This is a genomic window from Pseudomonas sp. NCHU5216 (assembly GCF_052156495.1).
GTDB lineage: Bacteria > Pseudomonadota > Gammaproteobacteria > Pseudomonadales > Pseudomonadaceae > Aquipseudomonas.
On sequence record NZ_JBQLIX010000002.1, the window covers coordinates 84230 to 100363 of the forward strand.

The following is a 16134-nucleotide window of genomic DNA, read 5'->3' on the forward strand; positions in this document are numbered from 1 at the left end:
CTTGGTAAACCAATACTCAGGGCCATGCTCAGGCCCCACGGTGGGTGGCACCAGCTATTCGTTCAGCCCTTCGAGCAGGCCTTCCTCACGCAGGATATCGACAATCACCTCTTCGTCGACGGCATAGACCCCGCGCGACGCGCGCCAGACGAGCTTCTTGGTCTCCTGCAGGGCGATCAGCGCCTGCTGGACGTTGGGCACGTCGGCTTTACGGTCTTTCTCCTCGACGCCGGCCATGGCCATCGCCTTGACGTATAGGTCGAGGGTCGGGGCCTCAAACGGGGCGTACTTGTCGCCCTTCGCGCACATCACGCGCAGCACGGCTGACTGCAGGGGCGTCAGGCTGTGGATGGCCCGTAGGAGTTGGGCGTTGATCTCTGCCGCCTCGGCCCGCACGCCGGCGGCAAACTGCTGGGGAACATCATCTGGGTCCATCATCAGGTCAAAGCCGATCTTGGCGGCTGCAGCATTCAGCAGCTCAGGCCGGTAACCAGCTTCCTGGAACAGAGCGAACACCGCATCAGGGTCGAGGGCGGCCGGCAGATCCACGTGCTGGCAGAACCAGTCGGTATAGCCTCGATCCAGGGGAGGGAAGTTCACCATCATTGCGCCGAAGAACGCCTGATCCTTGCTGTTGCGCAGCATGGCCAGCTTCGAACGGTTGGAGCCCGTGCACACCAGGCGCAGTCCGTTGTGCTTGGAGCTGTTCAGTTCGTCCCGGGCGGCTTTGAGGGCGAAGAGAGTGGCGTTGCCGGCCTCGGTGGTGATGGCGTGCTGGGCTTCGTCGATCATCAGCACGATCATGCGGCCGGTTTCATCGGACAGCGCGACCAGGGCGGTCGTCAGGTCGATGTCCTTTCCGAGGCCAACACGATCCAGGCTGAAGGTTATGCCGCCCACGGCTGCCTTCTCCATTCCCGCCGCCTTGGCCAAGCGGGTGATGACGCCAGCGTGCGGCACCAGCGCCTCGCGGATGGCATTGATGATGACCAGGCCAGGGTCTTTGCTGGTGTCTTGCCATAGGTCGGCGTAGACGACGATGGCGCCAGCAGCCTCGATGGCGGGGCGCAGATCCTCGCGAACGAAGGTGGACTTGCCCTGGCGGCGCGGCGCGGCAAGGAAAATCCCCGAGCCGGCCGCCGATCCGACGCCCACCTGGAGAACTTGCTTGGCGACCCGTTCGGCCAGGTCTTTGCGGCTATAGAGTTCGACTTGCTGGGCCATGTAGACGGCTCCTTCACGATTCGCTGTACCGGCTGAGAACCGGCAATATGGGTAACTATAATTCGATTATAGAGCAATTATAGAATTTGAGCGAAGGCCAGGTACAGCAGCACCTACAGCCATTTAGTGGTAATTATAAAGCGACTATAGAGCTTTTATAGTTCGCGCTGCTGGTGCTGCCTGGCTAGACCTCGTAGATGCGGCCTGGTGCCTCGCTGTGCCCTGGGTTCACCACGACTGGTGGAATGAAGATCACCTTGCGCATGGCGCGCTCCGGCCCGTAGGCCTGATTGCGGAAGTGCCCACGGCGGAAGTGGGTGGCCACGGTGCGGCCGGAGTGCCCGAACTCCATGCCCTCAGTGCTGGAAGCAAACTGGTGGCCGATGAACTTGATTTTGATGTAGCCCTTGTTGACCAAGGTTCTTTCGGCTGTCTTGCGAGTTCCGGGCTTCAGTCCGGACTTGGCCTGTTCAACCAGGTGCGGGTCAGCGGTGTCAGACCATCCCTCTTCCTGGTCTTCAGGCGCCACCCCGAGATAGAGCAGGCAGTTGACCACCAGGGCTAGGCCCTTTTTCAGTAGCGGTAGGTTCTGGCCGAGCCGGGTTATCGGGTTCGGTACCGAAACAACCTCGCCGTACTGCTCCGCGAGCTGGCGCTCGGTTTCTTCGACCCTGGCAAGAACTGCGCTGTTGCGCTCGATGATCTCAGCCGCGGTGGTTTCAAGAGCCTGAATCACCCCCTGAGTCATGTCTGTCAGGGCAATGGAGCATCCAGTCATCGGCTCGCCAGCCTCGCTGAGCCAGAAATAGGGATCGCCGAACTGGCCGGCGCTCACGAAGTCGATGACAAGGTGCGGGGTTTCGCCGGCGTAGCGGGTCCAGGAAACGAATGCACCCTCGATCGCATCACCCTCAAGGGTCAAACCAGATCCTGGCCCGAAATGGAGGTACAGCGAATCAGCCGGAATCGGGATAGCCGACAGTGGAATGCTCTCGACGTCGGTTTCCAGTAGGGCTGCGGTCAAACTCTTGTGGAAATCAAAGATGATCTTGCCGGCGCCGTGGTAGCAGCCAAACACTTGGGTATTGGCAATCTCAGCCTGGCCCGGGCCGGGGCCGCGTTGCTGGCCCAGCTTGTTCAGTTCTCGGCGGATGTCAGCCAGTAGTTCCTGCCGAAGGAACCGCATACGTTCATTGACCCCCTGCCGAGCGTGCGCCATGAACCGTGCCCCCAGCCGAACAGCGAACGGTCGAGTGGCCTCGTAACGAAGTGGCGCGTAGCGGGAGCTGGCGCTAGTGGTCATCCAGTGGCTCATCAGTACCCATATCCTGTGTTGTAGTCGCCCCAATGATGGTCAGGGCACCAGCTAATCAGAAGAGAGCAAGCTGACCCTTCATCGGCCCGATCTCCAAATAGGAAAAGCTCTCTTCGGTGTATCCGTGCGCCAGCATGGCGGCGGCGCAGCTTTCGGGGGAGTCGAAACCGGCTGCGTCGGAGGCAACGTTGGTGGCCAGCAGAACCGTTCCCCCATGTGCGCTTTGAATGGCACCGACGAACATAGAGTGTCCGCCAAGCGCCGTCCATGACGCCACATAGGGCCGGTCAGGCGTAACTCGCTGGTAGTTGGTCATTTAGCGATCCTATACCGGGTGGAGAGTCGATCTACGGTGATGCTGGTGCCAGCAGACCTGGCACCAGCACCACCGCGACCTATCAGGCTGCGTCGGCCTCGTCTGCGAATGCAGCTTCGGCCTTGGCGTGCATTCCTCGCGGCTCACGTCGTCGCGCTCGCGCAGGTAGACCGGCTGGAACAGGCTCCCGCCCTGGTAGGCGTACAGGTACTGGATATCCACCAGCGCACCCAGCTCAGGCGTGCTCTTGTTCGGCGGGATCGTGCAGTTGCCGACCGGGATGACGTTGCCCAGTTCATCAAGCATGCCGATGCCCACACTCGCCTTGGTGGTGTGATGGGAAATCACGATGCCGGTGGCGTTCTTGCGGAACGGGAACTTGAGCTGGGTGCCACCCGAATTCGGTTTGCCCGGCACGTAAGGCGCGTCAACACGCTTGAACACCAAGCCTTCGCGGCGCTGTTCCTTCATCCGCGCCAGCAACGCGCGCTTGGCCTCGCTGGTCACTGCGGTTCGCACGACCTTCACGTTGGACACCCCGTCGAGCACCAGGCAGGTGTCGAGGTGATGGAGTAGGTCGATGCGCTCCTTCAACGGCAAATGCTCGACATTGACGCCCTGGTACACCCGCACGTCGAAGATCACGTAATCGGTGCCAATCAACTCGCCGTCTACCGTGAGCGGGAGGTACTGGGTGCAGCTCTGTAGGATGGAGTCCACCACACTCTGAGGATAGGCAACCGAGAAGCCCTTGCGATTCGCGCTAACCACCGAGCCACTGGCCAGCTCGAAGCCGCGGCGATCGCCGTCGTGCTTTTCCTGGGCGATCCACTCCGGCGATTCCAGGTACTGCTCGACATCACACTCATCGATCGGGTTGAGCAGCTGCGGCATCATCGAGGTGGCCACCAACTCACGGCAGGCCGGGGCAGACATGTCGCCGGCGGCGTCGGAGGGTTTGTAGTGCTTGGCGAGGCGTTCCTTGTAAGCCTTGTCATAGGCCTTCTTGGCGACCTCGTAAGGCACCGGCGCCTTGGTCTTTACGGTGAGCTTCAGGCTCTTGCCACGTGCGCCGTGGTAGGTGTGCAGGACATACCCGTCACCCTCGGCGATCAGGTGGATTTCGTACTCTTTGTCACTGCTACCTTCGGTGCAGGTGAAGTGTGCTTTGAGCCGCTGGGACATGGAGATACCTCTTCGGTTGGGATTCGATGTGGGTATTCTCCGGGCCTGGTCGTGTGCCAGAAGCTCAACGCCGGTACTGGTTCAGGCGGTCATTCGCATCCGGCGGTGATACGTCTTCGTCGCTGGCTTGGGCATATCGCCGCGCTTTCTGAGTTCATACGCCCGTGTCATCACCGTGTGAATTGTGCGCCCCAGCTCGAGACTGACCTGCTCTGGCCCGAGCTTCTCGTAAAACTCGATCAGGTATTGCTGATCTGTCGTTGTCCACGGCATGCCCTGATTGGGGTGGAAATCCGGGTGGTAGTTCATGCGCCCGTATGCGTCATAGGTCGGCTGCGTAGTTTGCTCAGTACTCATCGGCGGGTTCCTCGTTGGGGAAGTGTGCAGCGGGCCTACTGCCCTTAGGCATTGCGACCGTCGGCCAGGGCGTTGTAGTGGTAGTAGTCCGCGATCTGCTCGTTGAGCTTGTCCAGCAGGTCGGGCCGCTTGAACTCCAGGTGCAAGTTGCCGTTCTTGAAAGCCTTGGCTCGGTAGTAGTCGTCCTCGTACACGCCGCGATCCTGGAACACGCCATTCATGGCCGTTTCCAGGCTGCGGGCGTGAAACAGCTGCTGGTCGAGGGTCTTGATAACCCGGTCGATGTCGTTGAGCTTGTCGGCGGCGTAGTTCCGGTGGCCATCATTGATACAAAGGCCACGGGAGTAGGCTGGCCGCACCATTCCCCCCATCACCACTTTGCTGCCGATACGGAACGGTTCGGATTCGTTCGTCCGGTAGTCATCCGACAGTGAGCGGAAGACCTTGAACACGCCACGGCGGAACATCTCCTCCGAGCGGATCTGCAGATCGATCAGCGTTGCGCGGATGTTGTTCTCGTTGAACTCGGGAGGCGTGCGCTCAAGGCTCCTATCGAACGATTCGACCTCTTCAGCGTCCATCAACTGACGGAAGCCGGTGAGGTCAATGGCGCGCGACCACATTCTGCGGTCTAGTTCGCGGCGCACGGTCTCTTCACAGTCCCGGATTTGCCCAGAATGCGGCATCAGCAATTGCCCGTACTGTGTCAGGAGTTCCTCGGCCATGCCCAGGGTGCGGCGGGCGTCAGACATCAGCTTGAGCGCTTTTTCGCGGGCGATCAGCAGGTCGGTGAGTGTGGTGGGGATCGCGATCTGAGTGCGGTGGTTCATGCGGATTCCGTTTTCTCAGCGTGGGAGTGGATGACAGGGAATCGGGCCGCGAAGTCGAGGCGCGACTGGCGGATGCGCTCCTGCTCGGCCTGGGCATGCTGCTCAGCCCGAACAGCCAGCTTCAGCAGGTTCCGGGTGGTACGGTGGAAGCCGGAGACATCCGGGTAGCCGTGGTGCTGGTGCTCTTCCGGGTAGGAAGGGAAGTCGCCGTGCCACTCCCAGTTCATGCGCCACCATTCCCAGGCGGTGTAAGCGTCCATCCCCTCACCGAAGTAATCGGTACCGCCGCCCACACTCCAGACATGCGACACGCTGGTGCGCTGCTTGTAGGCCAGCTCGCTGGGCTCGGAACTGTCGATCCAGACGCCCTTGAACACACTGGGCGCCAACGTCACCAGCTTCTTGCTGAGCTTCTTCTCGATCCGGGCTTTCATGCGTTTCATCCTCCTGGCTCAAATCAGACCGAGGTCTTGGCAGTAGTCCTGCCATGCGGAAAGCACGCCGCCGGCAAGCTGGGTATCGGAGGAGCCTTCCCAATCCGGTCGCTCGTAACCCTCGACCGAGGTGATCTCGTCCAGGCAAGCTGACTGCTGCTCTGCGGTCATTGCCGGCAGCAGGCCTGGCTGGCCGTAGGCGTAGCCGCGCAAGACGCGCTCAGTGGCGCTGCAGGCGCAGCTATCGTTGGGGTTGCAGCAAGGGGCGGTCAGGCCAGCGAATACTTGATCCAACTTTTTCACTGGGGCGACTGTCTGTTGGGCCATGGGTATGTCCTCGGGGGTTTGGATGTTGGAAATGATCCCCCTGGCCGGTGCGTGCCACCATCCATAGTGCTTGCACCAAGTTCGCTGCTATTGGCGGGCGCCTTGCTGCTGGCGCTTTCGCCTGACGATCTCAACGACCTTTTCGCGATCTGCCTCCAGGGCGCCATGCTTCAGGGCAAGCGCTCGTTTGCTCAGGCAGATATCGAAGTGCTCTTTGGGTGAGCCGGGGTGCTGGAGCCACTTGCGCGCCACGCCGATCTTGTCTGCCATGGCCAGCAGCTCCGCTGGCTCGTCGGCCAGCATGTGGCACATCTTCATGCGCCCGTAGGGCATGCGCTCATCGTCGACGTAGACAGCCATGCGGGCTCCTAGGCGTACTTCCACCAGGCGATCTGGTTGGAGTCGATCAGGGTCAGGTCAACTTTGATCGCGCCGCCAGTGCGTGGGCAGGTGCAGCCGGTACCGACCTTGAGTACCCCCTCATGCACTACGAAGACTTCCTGGTGCAGTGGCCGGCTGACTGGGAACTTTTTCCAACCCTCCGCCGCCTCGGCGCCGGCGGCTGGTGCCTTGATGTCCACCAGGAACGGCAGCAATGCTTCCTCCTCGTGGGCTAGGAGGAACCGGGCGGCCGCGTGTGCTTCTTCCTGGGCCTGGCGGCCACCGGGGAAGTAGTCCGCGTCTTTCTCCAGCAGACGGTCGAAGAAGAACGCCTTCTGGAAAGGGCCGATGCTCTCATTGGTGCGACGGTAGATTTTCCCGTTGCGGTGATCGAACGCCTTCTTGAGTAGGGTCATTGCGTTATCCATGCGCTGCGCTCTGCTTCTCTTCGGCCAGAATCTCGTCGATGATCTTCATGGCCAACTCATTCTGTCTGGCCATTCGCGCCTTGGTGCCGGTGTTGAGGTCCAGCTTGTAGAGGATCTGCCCGAGCTGGTCATAGATGCCCAGCCACTTGGGGTCGGCCTTCTCCCGGTCGAAGCTCTCGTGATACATGCCCAGGTGGCGATAGATCGCAGAGCGGGCAATCTCCATGGTCTCCTCGGCAGCCAGGGCCCAAACGGGGTCGAGGGCGCCAAAGGGCGCATCGCGCATCGGGCACCAGCGCGGGTCGAAGTGCCTCATCCACTCCACGCCGTTCTGATTGTTCTCGCCCATGACGTGCTCTGTGGCGTACAGGTCGATTTCTGCTTCGATCAAGCGGCGCGCTGCAAAATCGCGCTTCAGTGCAGCCGCGCGGCCAGCGTAGAGGCGGTAGATGCTGCCTTCAGGCTTGGTGGCCAGCTCCTGGTCTACCTCCTGCTGGCGAGCTTCCAGGTCGGAGTAGTCCATCGTCTCTCGGTGGTGTGTGTCGAACATGCGGCAAAGCTTGCCTTCAGCGCTCCACATATAACCGGTGCCGTTCGTCATGAAGAGGTGCTGCAGTGCTGCCAAGCGACTTTGAAACAGGGTCGGGTAGTTCAGCATCATCGCCTTGATGTGCTGGTCGACTTCGTTCAGTTCAATTGGTGCGCTCATGAGGTGTTGACCTCCCTGTTGAATGTGAGGCCATGATCGAGCGACCTCACGCGTGCCACCATCCACCAGCACCGGCTCACATGAGGGCCGGTTGGCTCGCCAGCCGGGCCCGGATGCGGGCATCCATCTGCTGGCGCTCTTCGGCCATCCTCGCCTCACGCGCGGCGCCGACACCGTTGTACTTCTCGACCAGGTAGATCAGGTTGGTCGGCGTCCAGGCGCCGCGCCAGATGGTGCGCCAGTCGTTCATAGCCGCAGCGCGATCTTGATCAGGCAGGGCAAAGTACATGCCGCGGGCCTTGCGCCAGAGCGCGGCGTGCTGGGCCCGCCACTTGATCAAGGTTGCGTCGCCTTTTGTCTGGCGGATCTCCTTCTCTGTCTCCCAGTCGTGTTGCTCCTCGCGGATCTGCTCAGCGAACAGCGGCAGGGCGTTGGCCTCGCGCTGCTGCTTGCGCGCAAAGGAGGTGGCCCGGCGTTGGTTGAACTCGATCTGGCGCGGACGCAGGTCGTATGGCTTGTATTTCATGGGTCACACTCCTGTCAGTTCGAGGCCTTGGCGCCGGCTGGGGATTTGTTGTCGAGATCAGCTTCTGCGAAGGGCTCCAACGACCGAACAGCCGTAACCACCCGGTCAGGCAGCGTTGCGGCCGCTTCCGGACTGCGGTACCGGGCAAAGATGAACTCCAGCAGCTGGATAACTGCCGGCTGCAGCTCCTTCAGGTCGAAGGCCGGGGCGGTGTTGCTGGTGCTGCTTGGGTGCAGGAGATGAGCGGGGTAGGTGATGACAGCCCGCGTTTCGTAGCCGACCCATTCGTCAGGGGTACGGGTGACCAGTTCGTGATGCTCTTTGGTGCAGGGTTGCCAGGCATCCCAGGCGTCACCTGAGGAAATGAATCGGGACTGCCAGGACAGCGGGCTGGCGGTCAGCGCCGTGCAGAGCGCATCGTAGTCGGCCAGTAGCTCGGTGATCAGCTGGGCCCGGGGGTTCTCTGCACCTTGTCGGCGGGCTTCCTCGAGCAGCTTGGGCAGGTCAGCGCGCAGTGAGGCGTACTTGTCGGTCATCTCAGTTCTCCAGGGCCGGGCCGCACGCAACTACGGCGGCGTCCCATTTCTTGCGCAGCTCAGTGAGCAGCGCGCAGTCGTATTCGGTGAGGGTATGGCCGGGCTTCTGTGCCAGGCTGTAGGCGGCGTTCGACAGCGGGTTGCCGCTCTCCAGCAGACCGAGCTGGAGTTGTGTTACCGGGGGAGCAGTGAAGAGCTTGGTGCCATCCGGCAGCTTGCGCAGATGGCTCCAGGCATAACCGCTCAAGTACGGGCCTTCGTCCGGTTCCCGCTCTCTGCCCAGCACGGCGATGGTTGCGACTGGCTGAAGGCGGGCGAACTGGTCGGCCAGGATGCGCTCGTGCTGCGACACCCGCATGAGGCGATCGTCTTCGCAGGCGTCGTTGATCCCGATCTTCTTGGTTAGCGTGACGTAGACCGAGTTGTCGTCCTGGTAGTCGCCAATCTCCAGGGTCGCGACAACCTCGGCGGGCTGTGCACCGGGCACCTTCAGAGATGCCAGCTCGGCCTGCGCCTGGTCGCGCTCGCGTGTGAGCTCTACGACTCGAGCATTCGCCAGTGCTAGGGCGTCACGCAGTTGGTCGAGGTCCTGGGCACCTTCTGGGTTGTTCTGCTGCTTGGCCTCGCCAGCGTCTTGCTGGTGCTGCCCGGGCATGCCGATCGCCACCAGGGGCTGGATGATGAACTCACGCAGTTCCCATTCGTTGGGCGCGCGGTGATGAACGATGGTGCTTTGCTCGTTGGGCTCGGCATCTTTCTCGCGCCGGCGGAAACCGGTCTCAGCGACGACAACGGGGGACAGGTTGAGCAGTTCAGTCACGCGCTGAGAGAGGCGCTGACGTACAGGGAGCGGGCTCTGGTGAAGGCGGGTCATCTCCCGGCGCATGTGCAGGATGTGCTCGCGAAGCTCTTGGGAGATGAGTGTGCAGTTGATGAGGGTCATGGCGTGTTCGATCCTTGAGAAGATGGGGACATGATCCCTCCCGCCTGGTTGTGCCAGAACCCCACCACCCGGGCGCTAGCTGCTGGCGCTCAATGAGGCAAGCAACTGGGCCGAAACCTCCGGCAGTGGTCGCCAAAGCATGACCTCGGCGGGGTAGTCATCGCCGTAGCCACCGTCGATGTAGTCGCCGTTGTTCAGGCAGTACCAGCGGTTGTCGCGGAAATATCCCTCGAAGCCACAGGGCGCCAGCTGGCCATCGTAGGTGCCGAAGCACCAGACAGGCTCGCTATTGAGCGGCTGCTGCTCTGCAGCGTTGACCCAACCCTGGTTGGTTGGCTGCTCCAGACCCGCAGCAAGGTCTTGAATCGCGACCGTCGCACTCGGGTAGCGATCATCGCGGCTGTTGCGCTCGATGCGGGCAAACAGGTGGGCATTCCAGCTCTGAGAGATCTGAGCCCAGGCTTTCAACGCCGCACTGCGGGCGCCAGTGCCAGCGAACACCAGCGGTTGGCGCTCGGTGTCGTCGAACGTGATCAACAGCGGACATTCGTCTGGGATAGCCAGGGTCGTGCCGGCGGTGCTGGTGCGCAGCTGGTGCAGCTCCGCAATGGCTGCGTCAATGCTGGCGCGCTTGTTCTCGTTGATGGTCTGCTGGTGCATGCCTTCACCGGTGGCGGGGAAATCCCGCCCGGCCAGGTCGCCTTTGTAGTCCTGCAGCATCGTGATTGCGCGTAGGAGGGGATGATCAGCCGACATCGGTGGCACCCTCTGCGTGGCAGTCCGCCTTCTTCACCTGGTCGCGCCATGCGTTCCAGGCCTCGATATCGCGCTTGCTGACCATCACGGTGTCTTCGCCCAGCTTCCATTCCACGGTGTCCTGCCCGCCTGGGAACCTGAATCGCGCACTGCGGCGTTCATCGTGGTCGCTGGCGAAGGCCACTTCAACGCCGGGGAACTTCGCCAACAGTGCGTCAATGACCTCCTGCTTTCTGTCTGCAGCCGCTTGCCGATCGGCAACCTCGACGGCATGGCACTTGGCCGAGCAGAAAGACAGGTCCAGGGCGAACACCGGCGCCGGCGTCTCTTTGCCGACCTTGTCGCCACAGGTAGAACACTCGTAGTGCCAGCCGTTCTCGATGAAGGCGGTTGGGGGAATGCCTTTACCGGCGTACTGATCGGCCCAGGGCAGGCGCTTGCACGTCACATTCCCGAAGTCAGCACCAATCTCGTCGGCGCCATTGCGGCGTGCGGCCACGTTGGTGGTGGCAAATTTCACTACCGAATCGTCCGGATCGTCGGTCTCGACGATGAAGGCCTTAGCAGCTGGCATTGGCTTCACCCTCCGTGCTGGCTGGCGCTACCGCTACGGCTGGATCAGCCTTGGCCAGGAACTTCGGGTCGATCTCGGCGGTAACCTGCACCAGCGGCAACTGGGCAGCCTCGCCGTGGTCATCTTCGAAGTCGTCGCGGAAGTAGTCGGCCAGCGAGTCGATGCCAGGGAAGTTCGCGAGAGTGCTCGGGTAACGGCCTGTACTGGCGTAGATCGCGTCTGCCTTGTCCAGGAACACAACGCCGTTCTCCCGTTCCGGGTTCCACACCAGGTGCAGATCGAGGCGAGCAGGCTTGTTCGCTTCCTCAGTAGGCCAATCAATCAGAGAGGGGCCGCAGTCGGGGCACCCACACTCTGACTTGGGCCGCTGCATGGTTTCGCAGTAGCCGGGGTTCTTGGGCGAAGCCGTTTCGCTGGGCGGTGGATAGACGCCATAGCGGGTCAGCGAAGGCATCAGGCGATGGCAAACCCAGCGCTGCAGGTCTTTACCCAGGTCATCGAACCGGCCGTCAGCCAGATACTGTCGGATACGCTGGATCTCGATCTCAGACGGCTCGGCGCCGTCGTACTTGGGCATTGGCAACTCATGTAGCGGTGGGATGGACATTGATGATTCCTCACGTACTTGTGTGGATAGCTGGCCTTGGGCAGTCGTGGCCGTTAGTACGGCTCGACCACCTCACCGGCGGGGGAGTAGTAGACGATCTTGTTGACCGCATTGATTTCTCGGTCGTGGTAGGCCGCGCGCCACATGACATCGGGAACAGGCAGGCCCAGGTCGCGGGTGATGGTCTTGAAGTAGTCCAGTTCCTTACCGCGGCTTCGGCTGTCGTCGAGGTTGGAGTAGACGATGCCCTCGTCGTTGTCGCACTGAGTCCCTGGCTCAGCGAAGATCACCAGGTAGAACTCGCGCAAGGGCTTGTCCCAACCGAGTTGAACCTGGACCTGGCCACCGACCTTTTCACACTCCAGTCGGGCGATGTGCTGGCTCATAAGCACTCCTTACTTTCGCTTGGGGGTAGCTGGCTGGCGCGGCTTGCAGGTGATGCAGTAGCCCTTCTGCGCGCCTTTCTTGAAGACATCGAACCAACCGCCGCATCCTTTCTTGCAGTGGAACTCGTCGATCTTGGACATGTGGTAAACCTCGGCGTGAATGGGAGCGGCCTGTACGACCGATTGGGTGCAGCGCAGGTCAGTCCTGCATGTAGCGGCCTTCGAGCTGCTCGCGTTGCTCTTGGGCGGCGAACTCGATGTCCTCCAAGTCAGACTGGCGCTGGCCCGGTGCTGCAGTAATGTCATTGGCCAGCGCCTTGATTGCGGCGATGATCTGGGCTTTGGTCATGTTCACTGGGCTTTCTCCGGGTAGGTGATGGGGCTATGGTCTGGCTCGCCGACCCGTGGCAGAAGCAGGTGACTCACGCTGGCAACCCTCGGCTGTCCCGGCAGGTCCAGAGCGCAATAGCTTGCTTCACTGCCTCGTCGTAGCCCTCGGCAGTGAAGAGCACGTCGACATGCTCGGGGCCTTTCGCATCGCAGTACCCGCACTGCACCAGCGCGATTACGTCAACGCCATCGCAACCGTAGCTTTCCTGGCGCTCTACACGGCCGATGGCAGTGTTCGAGTTGAGCAGCACCAGCGGGCTGGCCTGGCCCTGGCAGAACGGGCACGAGCTGATCTCGGTGGCAGTCGAAGGGGTTTCACTGATGCTTTGCTGTGCCGCCTGGGCTTCAGCGTTGAGTCGGAAGTGACATTCCGCCCAGTGCTTACCTGGCTCTGGCTGATTGATGTACGGACATCCGCAGCTGGTGCGGCCTGGGTAATCGACCCGCATGGCTCAGACCTCGCCGTCGTCGATCGGCTTACCGCAGTGGTGGCAGTAGTACTGCCCGTGCTCGCTTGGAGTTCCACCATCCGACAGGTGCCAGGTGCGGCCGCAATGAGTGTCATAGGCGCCGGTGTCTTCATCGCGCGTCCACACACAAGGCGCCGGTGTGGCTGAGTGAGCCTGCAGATGCGACTTGAGGTCTTGCGCCAGCATCAGTAATGCCGGGCCAGTTAGCGCTGTGCCTGGCGCCACGATGCCAGCCGCAACCCCACACTCTGCGAGGGCTTGGCCTATCTGAACGGCCTGGCCCTGGGTGATCTCTTGGCCTTCATTGAGTGGTGTCGACATGGCAGCCTCGGTTTATCTGTGTAGGCTCATTGTGCAATGGGTTTTTGCTGTGCCCTGGTCAAAACCTGCGCACGAAATTCAAGTCAGTGAAAGCGACGTTATGCGGCGCTGAATGTCCGGTTTCCGTCAGTGAGAGGCCATGCGAATCTCTTCGCCACCGTGGAAGGTCAGCTCGTTCTGATGGAAGTTGCCGGCGTAGTTCCCAGTGCTGCCGAAGTTGCAGCGGCAGAAGCCAGTGCGCTCATTGACCGATACGACCGTCATCCAGAAGGGCAGGGCCTGGTTCTTTGCCTTCACCTCGTCGCCGGCGGCGAAGATCATGGTGGAGAGGGCGACGACAGGTTGATGGGCGGCGGCGGTAAAGGTCATGGCACTGATCCTCAGTTCGTTGTGTGGGATCAATGATCAGACTGGTCTGTGTGTGGCAGAACCCTCGAGGGAGAAGATTCACCACTCTCTACTGTGTTGCTTCGCCTCCGACCTGGGGCGCCCATTCGGTTTACCGCCTTGGCCCTACGGGGTCTCAGTGCGGATACGATTCAGGGCCTGGTTGAGGTGCAGATCGAGCACGCGTCTTGGGCATTGCCTTGCCCCCTGGTGTGGACAGCTGCCCTCTGAGCTGCAGGACACGTCAGTGCTAGGCAGACAGCCAGTGTCCCCAATGCCTGAGGTGGGCAATGAGACCCAGCTGAGCGTGATTGGCTCTGAAGCGAGTGTGCAGTGGTGGTTCTTGGCGCGTGGTGGCATCGGTGTGTCTCCTCCTGGGGGTGAGGAGATCGTGCTGTCACGACGGCGCAAGGTGGTACTGCAGGAGAGGTTGAATAGGATTCCTACCCGAAAAGCCGCTTTGCTCTTGGGATATACAGCTGGCCGCTAAACCTCGGCTGCCATCTCATCTAGCCCTGCCTGCAGGCCAGCATCCCACTCTGACGCCTCAAGGGTGCCGACCTCATAGGGGCAACCAGCCTCGGCCTCCCAGTCATCTCCCCAGATAATTGCTGCAGACCGGCCTTTGATCCAAGCGCGGGACTTGTCGGCGAAATCGCTCATCCCATCGCGCCTAAGGCCGCCAGCTTGCGCGGTTGGAATCGGTGACGGCAGTCCAGGCACGTAACCAGGCTGTCACGCGCATTGCGTCCACTGTCACCAGACGTGGGGGGCTCGCCCCAGCCACCTCCCATCGTGTGCTCTTCGGTCATAGTGAACTCATAGCCGGTCTGCCCGCCGCACTTCGGGCAACCTTGGGAAGGGCAATAGGGCGTACTCATTCCGGATCTCTTTCGGCCTCTTGGCGCTGGCGCAGAAGACGGACACTCCAGGCATTGCCAATACGGCGCTCAGACTCTTCAGCGTACTTCTTGGCCAGTTCGGCCAGCTCCTCATCAGTGATGCCATGCGCTACCGGCATCCACATGGCGCTGTAAGCATCCTCGCCTTTGCTGACGAAGGTACCGCCGAGCATAGCCAGGTACTCACTGGACGGTGAGAAATAGGCGACTGCCGTATTGGGTGCGACGATGGTCGCCACTTCTTTGGTGGCAGTGCCGATGGCCCAGTCTTGCTTATGCTCCTCCACTGATGTCCATCCGTACTGCTCAAGCAAGGCGCCGAACTTGATCTTTGCTGCAACGAACTCAGGGGAGAAGGTAGTCATCGTGTTTCCTTGGTTTTCAGTAGGGCTCAGGTGCCTTGCTTCCAAAGCACAGGCTCATATTCCTTTCGAACCGAGCGTGCCACCACCTACAGCCAGCAAACCGAACATATAGCGGCACTGGCTGTTCGGTAGGCTCGTTATCAGTCAGGCAATGCGCTGTTCAGAGCTTCGGCCAGGTCTTGGACGCTATTTGCGTTGTCGAGATGGGGCATGAGGTGCACCAGAGCCCCACACTCCTCAGCATGCCCGAGCGCAGTGGCCAGTGCGCGCAGGGCCTTCTCCGGACTCCGATCGGTCTTGCCGGTACCGGATACCTCTGCCAGATCAAGCAGGGCGTTGTAGTCGTTGCCATCAGGCGCCTGCTGGCGTGCGTTGAGCTGGTCGTTGTACTGGTGAATCTGCTGGCGCAGTAGCCACAAGGCTTCCAGCTCACGGGCTACCGTTCGCACACCCTCCTCGTGGTCTCCGCTGGCCAGCTGGATATGCTCCATGTCACCGAGGGTGGTAGCCATGACTCGCCAGTGCACGCCGCCATATTCACCAGTAGAGAGCCTGCTGGTGCCATCGACACACTCCTGGGCGATCTCGTAGGCCTTGCTCTCCCTGCCGGCAAGCATGGCAATGGTGTCCTCTCCGAGGTCGGTTTCGATGATCTCGAGGCCTGCGTCGTGCAAGCAGTCCAGATTGGCAGCCAGCACGTCCTGGTTCTGACGTGCATCGACCGGGTACAGCGCTTCGCAAGACTCAAAGACAACGCGGATGCACTGCTCAACGTAGAAGTTTGCCTGGGGTAGTGGCTGGGTCATGTCGTTCTCCTGGGGAAAGTGGGATTAGGCGTGGGCCTGGAGTTCACCCATAAAGCGTTGGTGAAGGCTCTCAACGCGTTGCAGGGCCTCGTTACGCATCTGCCATTTCTCAAGGCGGGCAGTGAGGGTGATGCGCTCTATACGGTCTTCAATGCGGTCTACGGGGTAGGCGTTCGGGTCTTCGATCTGCTCGGCCAGCCAGATGTCGTCATCCTCGTTACACCAGTCGTCGAGAAAGGGATCAGCGGGGAGCTCCACAACCGTTCCGCTTGCCGGTGCTCTGCCGTCAACGATGGTGAAGGAGCCCATGCCAGATACCTGGTCGTAGTCCGTCAGCATGGATTCACGATCCCAACGGTCTAGAGCGCTGCAGATGGTTACCAGATCGGGATACGGGGCAGAGTTGCCTTGCACCTGGAAACACGCTCGATCGCTGCCGGCCCCCGGGATGTATAGGCTGGGGTGGTTTCCGCTACCGCTAGAGCGTGCTTGGAGTATCTGAATGGTGATAGCGCTCATGGAGGTTCCTGTGAAGGTCTTCAACGATGAGGCAATCATCAATCCGGCTTTGTAGTGGCAGAACCATGGGAATGTGATCAAGGAAGGGCAGCAAGTCACTTCCTCAGTTGGAGCTTGTACCCTCACTGAGGCATCGAATC

At 61.1% G+C, this 16134-nt stretch carries 27 protein-coding genes; all 27 read right to left on the bottom strand.

Features of this window, described 5'->3' with window-relative positions; genetic code table 11:
- Positions 1-54: 54 nt before the first annotated feature.
- Positions 55-1224, bottom strand: a complete 1170-nt coding sequence (locus ACSVIK_RS02055; protein WP_442442710.1) for an ATP-binding protein — start codon at positions 1222-1224, stop codon at positions 55-57.
- 184 nt (positions 1225-1408) lie between these two features.
- Entirely contained in the window at positions 1409-2539 is a 1131-nt protein-coding gene (locus ACSVIK_RS02060) for a hypothetical protein (protein WP_442442711.1), read from the bottom strand.
- A gap of 55 nt (positions 2540-2594) precedes the next feature.
- Entirely contained in the window at positions 2595-2855 is a 261-nt protein-coding gene (locus ACSVIK_RS02065; protein ID WP_442442712.1) for a hypothetical protein, read from the bottom strand.
- 9 nt (positions 2856-2864) lie between these two features.
- A complete protein-coding gene (locus tag ACSVIK_RS02070; RefSeq protein ID WP_442442713.1) occupies positions 2865-4040 on the bottom strand; it encodes an RNA ligase family protein in 1176 nt (391 codons plus the stop codon).
- Between the two features lie 81 nt (positions 4041-4121).
- Positions 4122-4397, bottom strand: a complete 276-nt coding sequence (locus tag ACSVIK_RS02075; protein WP_442442714.1) for a hypothetical protein — start codon at positions 4395-4397, stop codon at positions 4122-4124.
- A gap of 44 nt (positions 4398-4441) precedes the next feature.
- Entirely contained in the window at positions 4442-5227 is a 786-nt protein-coding gene (locus ACSVIK_RS02080; RefSeq protein ID WP_442442715.1) for a DUF4942 domain-containing protein, read from the bottom strand.
- Positions 5224-5661 carry a hypothetical protein gene (locus tag ACSVIK_RS02085; RefSeq protein WP_442442716.1) on the bottom strand — a complete coding sequence of 146 codons (438 nt, stop codon included), beginning with the start codon at positions 5659-5661 and terminating at the stop codon, positions 5224-5226. The genes ACSVIK_RS02080 and ACSVIK_RS02085 overlap by 4 nt, the downstream gene beginning before the upstream one ends.
- Before the next feature lie 18 nt (positions 5662-5679).
- On the bottom strand, positions 5680-5988 hold the full coding sequence (locus tag ACSVIK_RS02090) for a hypothetical protein (protein WP_442442717.1): 309 nt from the start codon (positions 5986-5988) through the stop codon (positions 5680-5682).
- 87 nt (positions 5989-6075) lie between these two features.
- A complete protein-coding gene (locus ACSVIK_RS02095; protein ID WP_442442718.1) occupies positions 6076-6348 on the bottom strand; it encodes a DUF4031 domain-containing protein in 273 nt (90 codons plus the stop codon).
- An 8-nt stretch (positions 6349-6356) separates the two neighbouring features.
- Positions 6357-6785, bottom strand: a complete 429-nt coding sequence (locus ACSVIK_RS02100; protein WP_442442719.1) for a hypothetical protein — start codon at positions 6783-6785, stop codon at positions 6357-6359.
- 4 nt (positions 6786-6789) lie between these two features.
- Complete coding sequence (locus ACSVIK_RS02105; RefSeq protein ID WP_442442720.1) at positions 6790-7506, bottom strand: hypothetical protein; 717 nt, start codon at positions 7504-7506, stop codon at positions 6790-6792.
- A gap of 76 nt (positions 7507-7582) precedes the next feature.
- Positions 7583-8032 (bottom strand): hypothetical protein, encoded by a 450-nt coding sequence (locus ACSVIK_RS02110; protein WP_442442721.1) that lies wholly within the window; start codon positions 8030-8032, stop codon positions 7583-7585.
- Positions 8033-8046: 14 nt separating this feature from the next.
- Positions 8047-8568, bottom strand: a complete 522-nt coding sequence (locus tag ACSVIK_RS02115; RefSeq protein WP_442442722.1) for a hypothetical protein — start codon at positions 8566-8568, stop codon at positions 8047-8049.
- A gap of 1 nt (position 8569) precedes the next feature.
- Complete coding sequence (locus ACSVIK_RS02120; RefSeq protein ID WP_442442723.1) at positions 8570-9511, bottom strand: hypothetical protein; 942 nt, start codon at positions 9509-9511, stop codon at positions 8570-8572.
- A gap of 75 nt (positions 9512-9586) precedes the next feature.
- On the bottom strand, positions 9587-10267 hold the full coding sequence (locus ACSVIK_RS02125) for a hypothetical protein (RefSeq protein WP_442442724.1): 681 nt from the start codon (positions 10265-10267) through the stop codon (positions 9587-9589).
- Positions 10257-10841, bottom strand: a complete 585-nt coding sequence (locus ACSVIK_RS02130; RefSeq protein ID WP_442442725.1) for a hypothetical protein — start codon at positions 10839-10841, stop codon at positions 10257-10259. The genes ACSVIK_RS02125 and ACSVIK_RS02130 overlap by 11 nt, the downstream gene beginning before the upstream one ends.
- On the bottom strand, positions 10828-11418 hold the full coding sequence (locus ACSVIK_RS02135) for a hypothetical protein (protein ID WP_442442726.1): 591 nt from the start codon (positions 11416-11418) through the stop codon (positions 10828-10830). Before ACSVIK_RS02135 ends, ACSVIK_RS02130 begins: the two co-directional genes overlap by 14 nt.
- A gap of 83 nt (positions 11419-11501) precedes the next feature.
- Positions 11502-11834: a hypothetical protein gene (locus ACSVIK_RS02140; protein ID WP_442442727.1), complete on the bottom strand. Its 333-nt coding sequence runs from the start codon at positions 11832-11834 to the stop codon at positions 11502-11504.
- A 9-nt stretch (positions 11835-11843) separates the two neighbouring features.
- Positions 11844-11975 carry a hypothetical protein gene (locus tag ACSVIK_RS02145; RefSeq protein WP_442442728.1) on the bottom strand — a complete coding sequence of 44 codons (132 nt, stop codon included), beginning with the start codon at positions 11973-11975 and terminating at the stop codon, positions 11844-11846.
- Between the two features lie 58 nt (positions 11976-12033).
- On the bottom strand, positions 12034-12189 hold the full coding sequence (locus ACSVIK_RS02150; RefSeq protein ID WP_442442729.1) for a hypothetical protein: 156 nt from the start codon (positions 12187-12189) through the stop codon (positions 12034-12036).
- 67 nt (positions 12190-12256) lie between these two features.
- Entirely contained in the window at positions 12257-12673 is a 417-nt protein-coding gene (locus tag ACSVIK_RS02155; RefSeq protein ID WP_442442730.1) for a hypothetical protein, read from the bottom strand.
- Between the two features lie 3 nt (positions 12674-12676).
- Positions 12677-13015 (bottom strand): hypothetical protein, encoded by a 339-nt coding sequence (locus tag ACSVIK_RS02160; protein WP_442442731.1) that lies wholly within the window; start codon positions 13013-13015, stop codon positions 12677-12679.
- Between the two features lie 126 nt (positions 13016-13141).
- Positions 13142-13384: a hypothetical protein gene (locus tag ACSVIK_RS02165; RefSeq protein ID WP_442442732.1), complete on the bottom strand. Its 243-nt coding sequence runs from the start codon at positions 13382-13384 to the stop codon at positions 13142-13144.
- A gap of 504 nt (positions 13385-13888) precedes the next feature.
- Entirely contained in the window at positions 13889-14065 is a 177-nt protein-coding gene (locus ACSVIK_RS02170) for a hypothetical protein (RefSeq protein ID WP_442442733.1), read from the bottom strand.
- A gap of 214 nt (positions 14066-14279) precedes the next feature.
- On the bottom strand, positions 14280-14669 hold the full coding sequence (locus ACSVIK_RS02175; RefSeq protein WP_442442734.1) for a hypothetical protein: 390 nt from the start codon (positions 14667-14669) through the stop codon (positions 14280-14282).
- 140 nt (positions 14670-14809) lie between these two features.
- Complete coding sequence (locus ACSVIK_RS02180) at positions 14810-15475, bottom strand: hypothetical protein (RefSeq protein ID WP_442442735.1); 666 nt, start codon at positions 15473-15475, stop codon at positions 14810-14812.
- A 24-nt stretch (positions 15476-15499) separates the two neighbouring features.
- Complete coding sequence (locus tag ACSVIK_RS02185) at positions 15500-15994, bottom strand: hypothetical protein (protein WP_442442736.1); 495 nt, start codon at positions 15992-15994, stop codon at positions 15500-15502.
- Between the last annotated feature and the right edge of the window lie 140 nt (positions 15995-16134).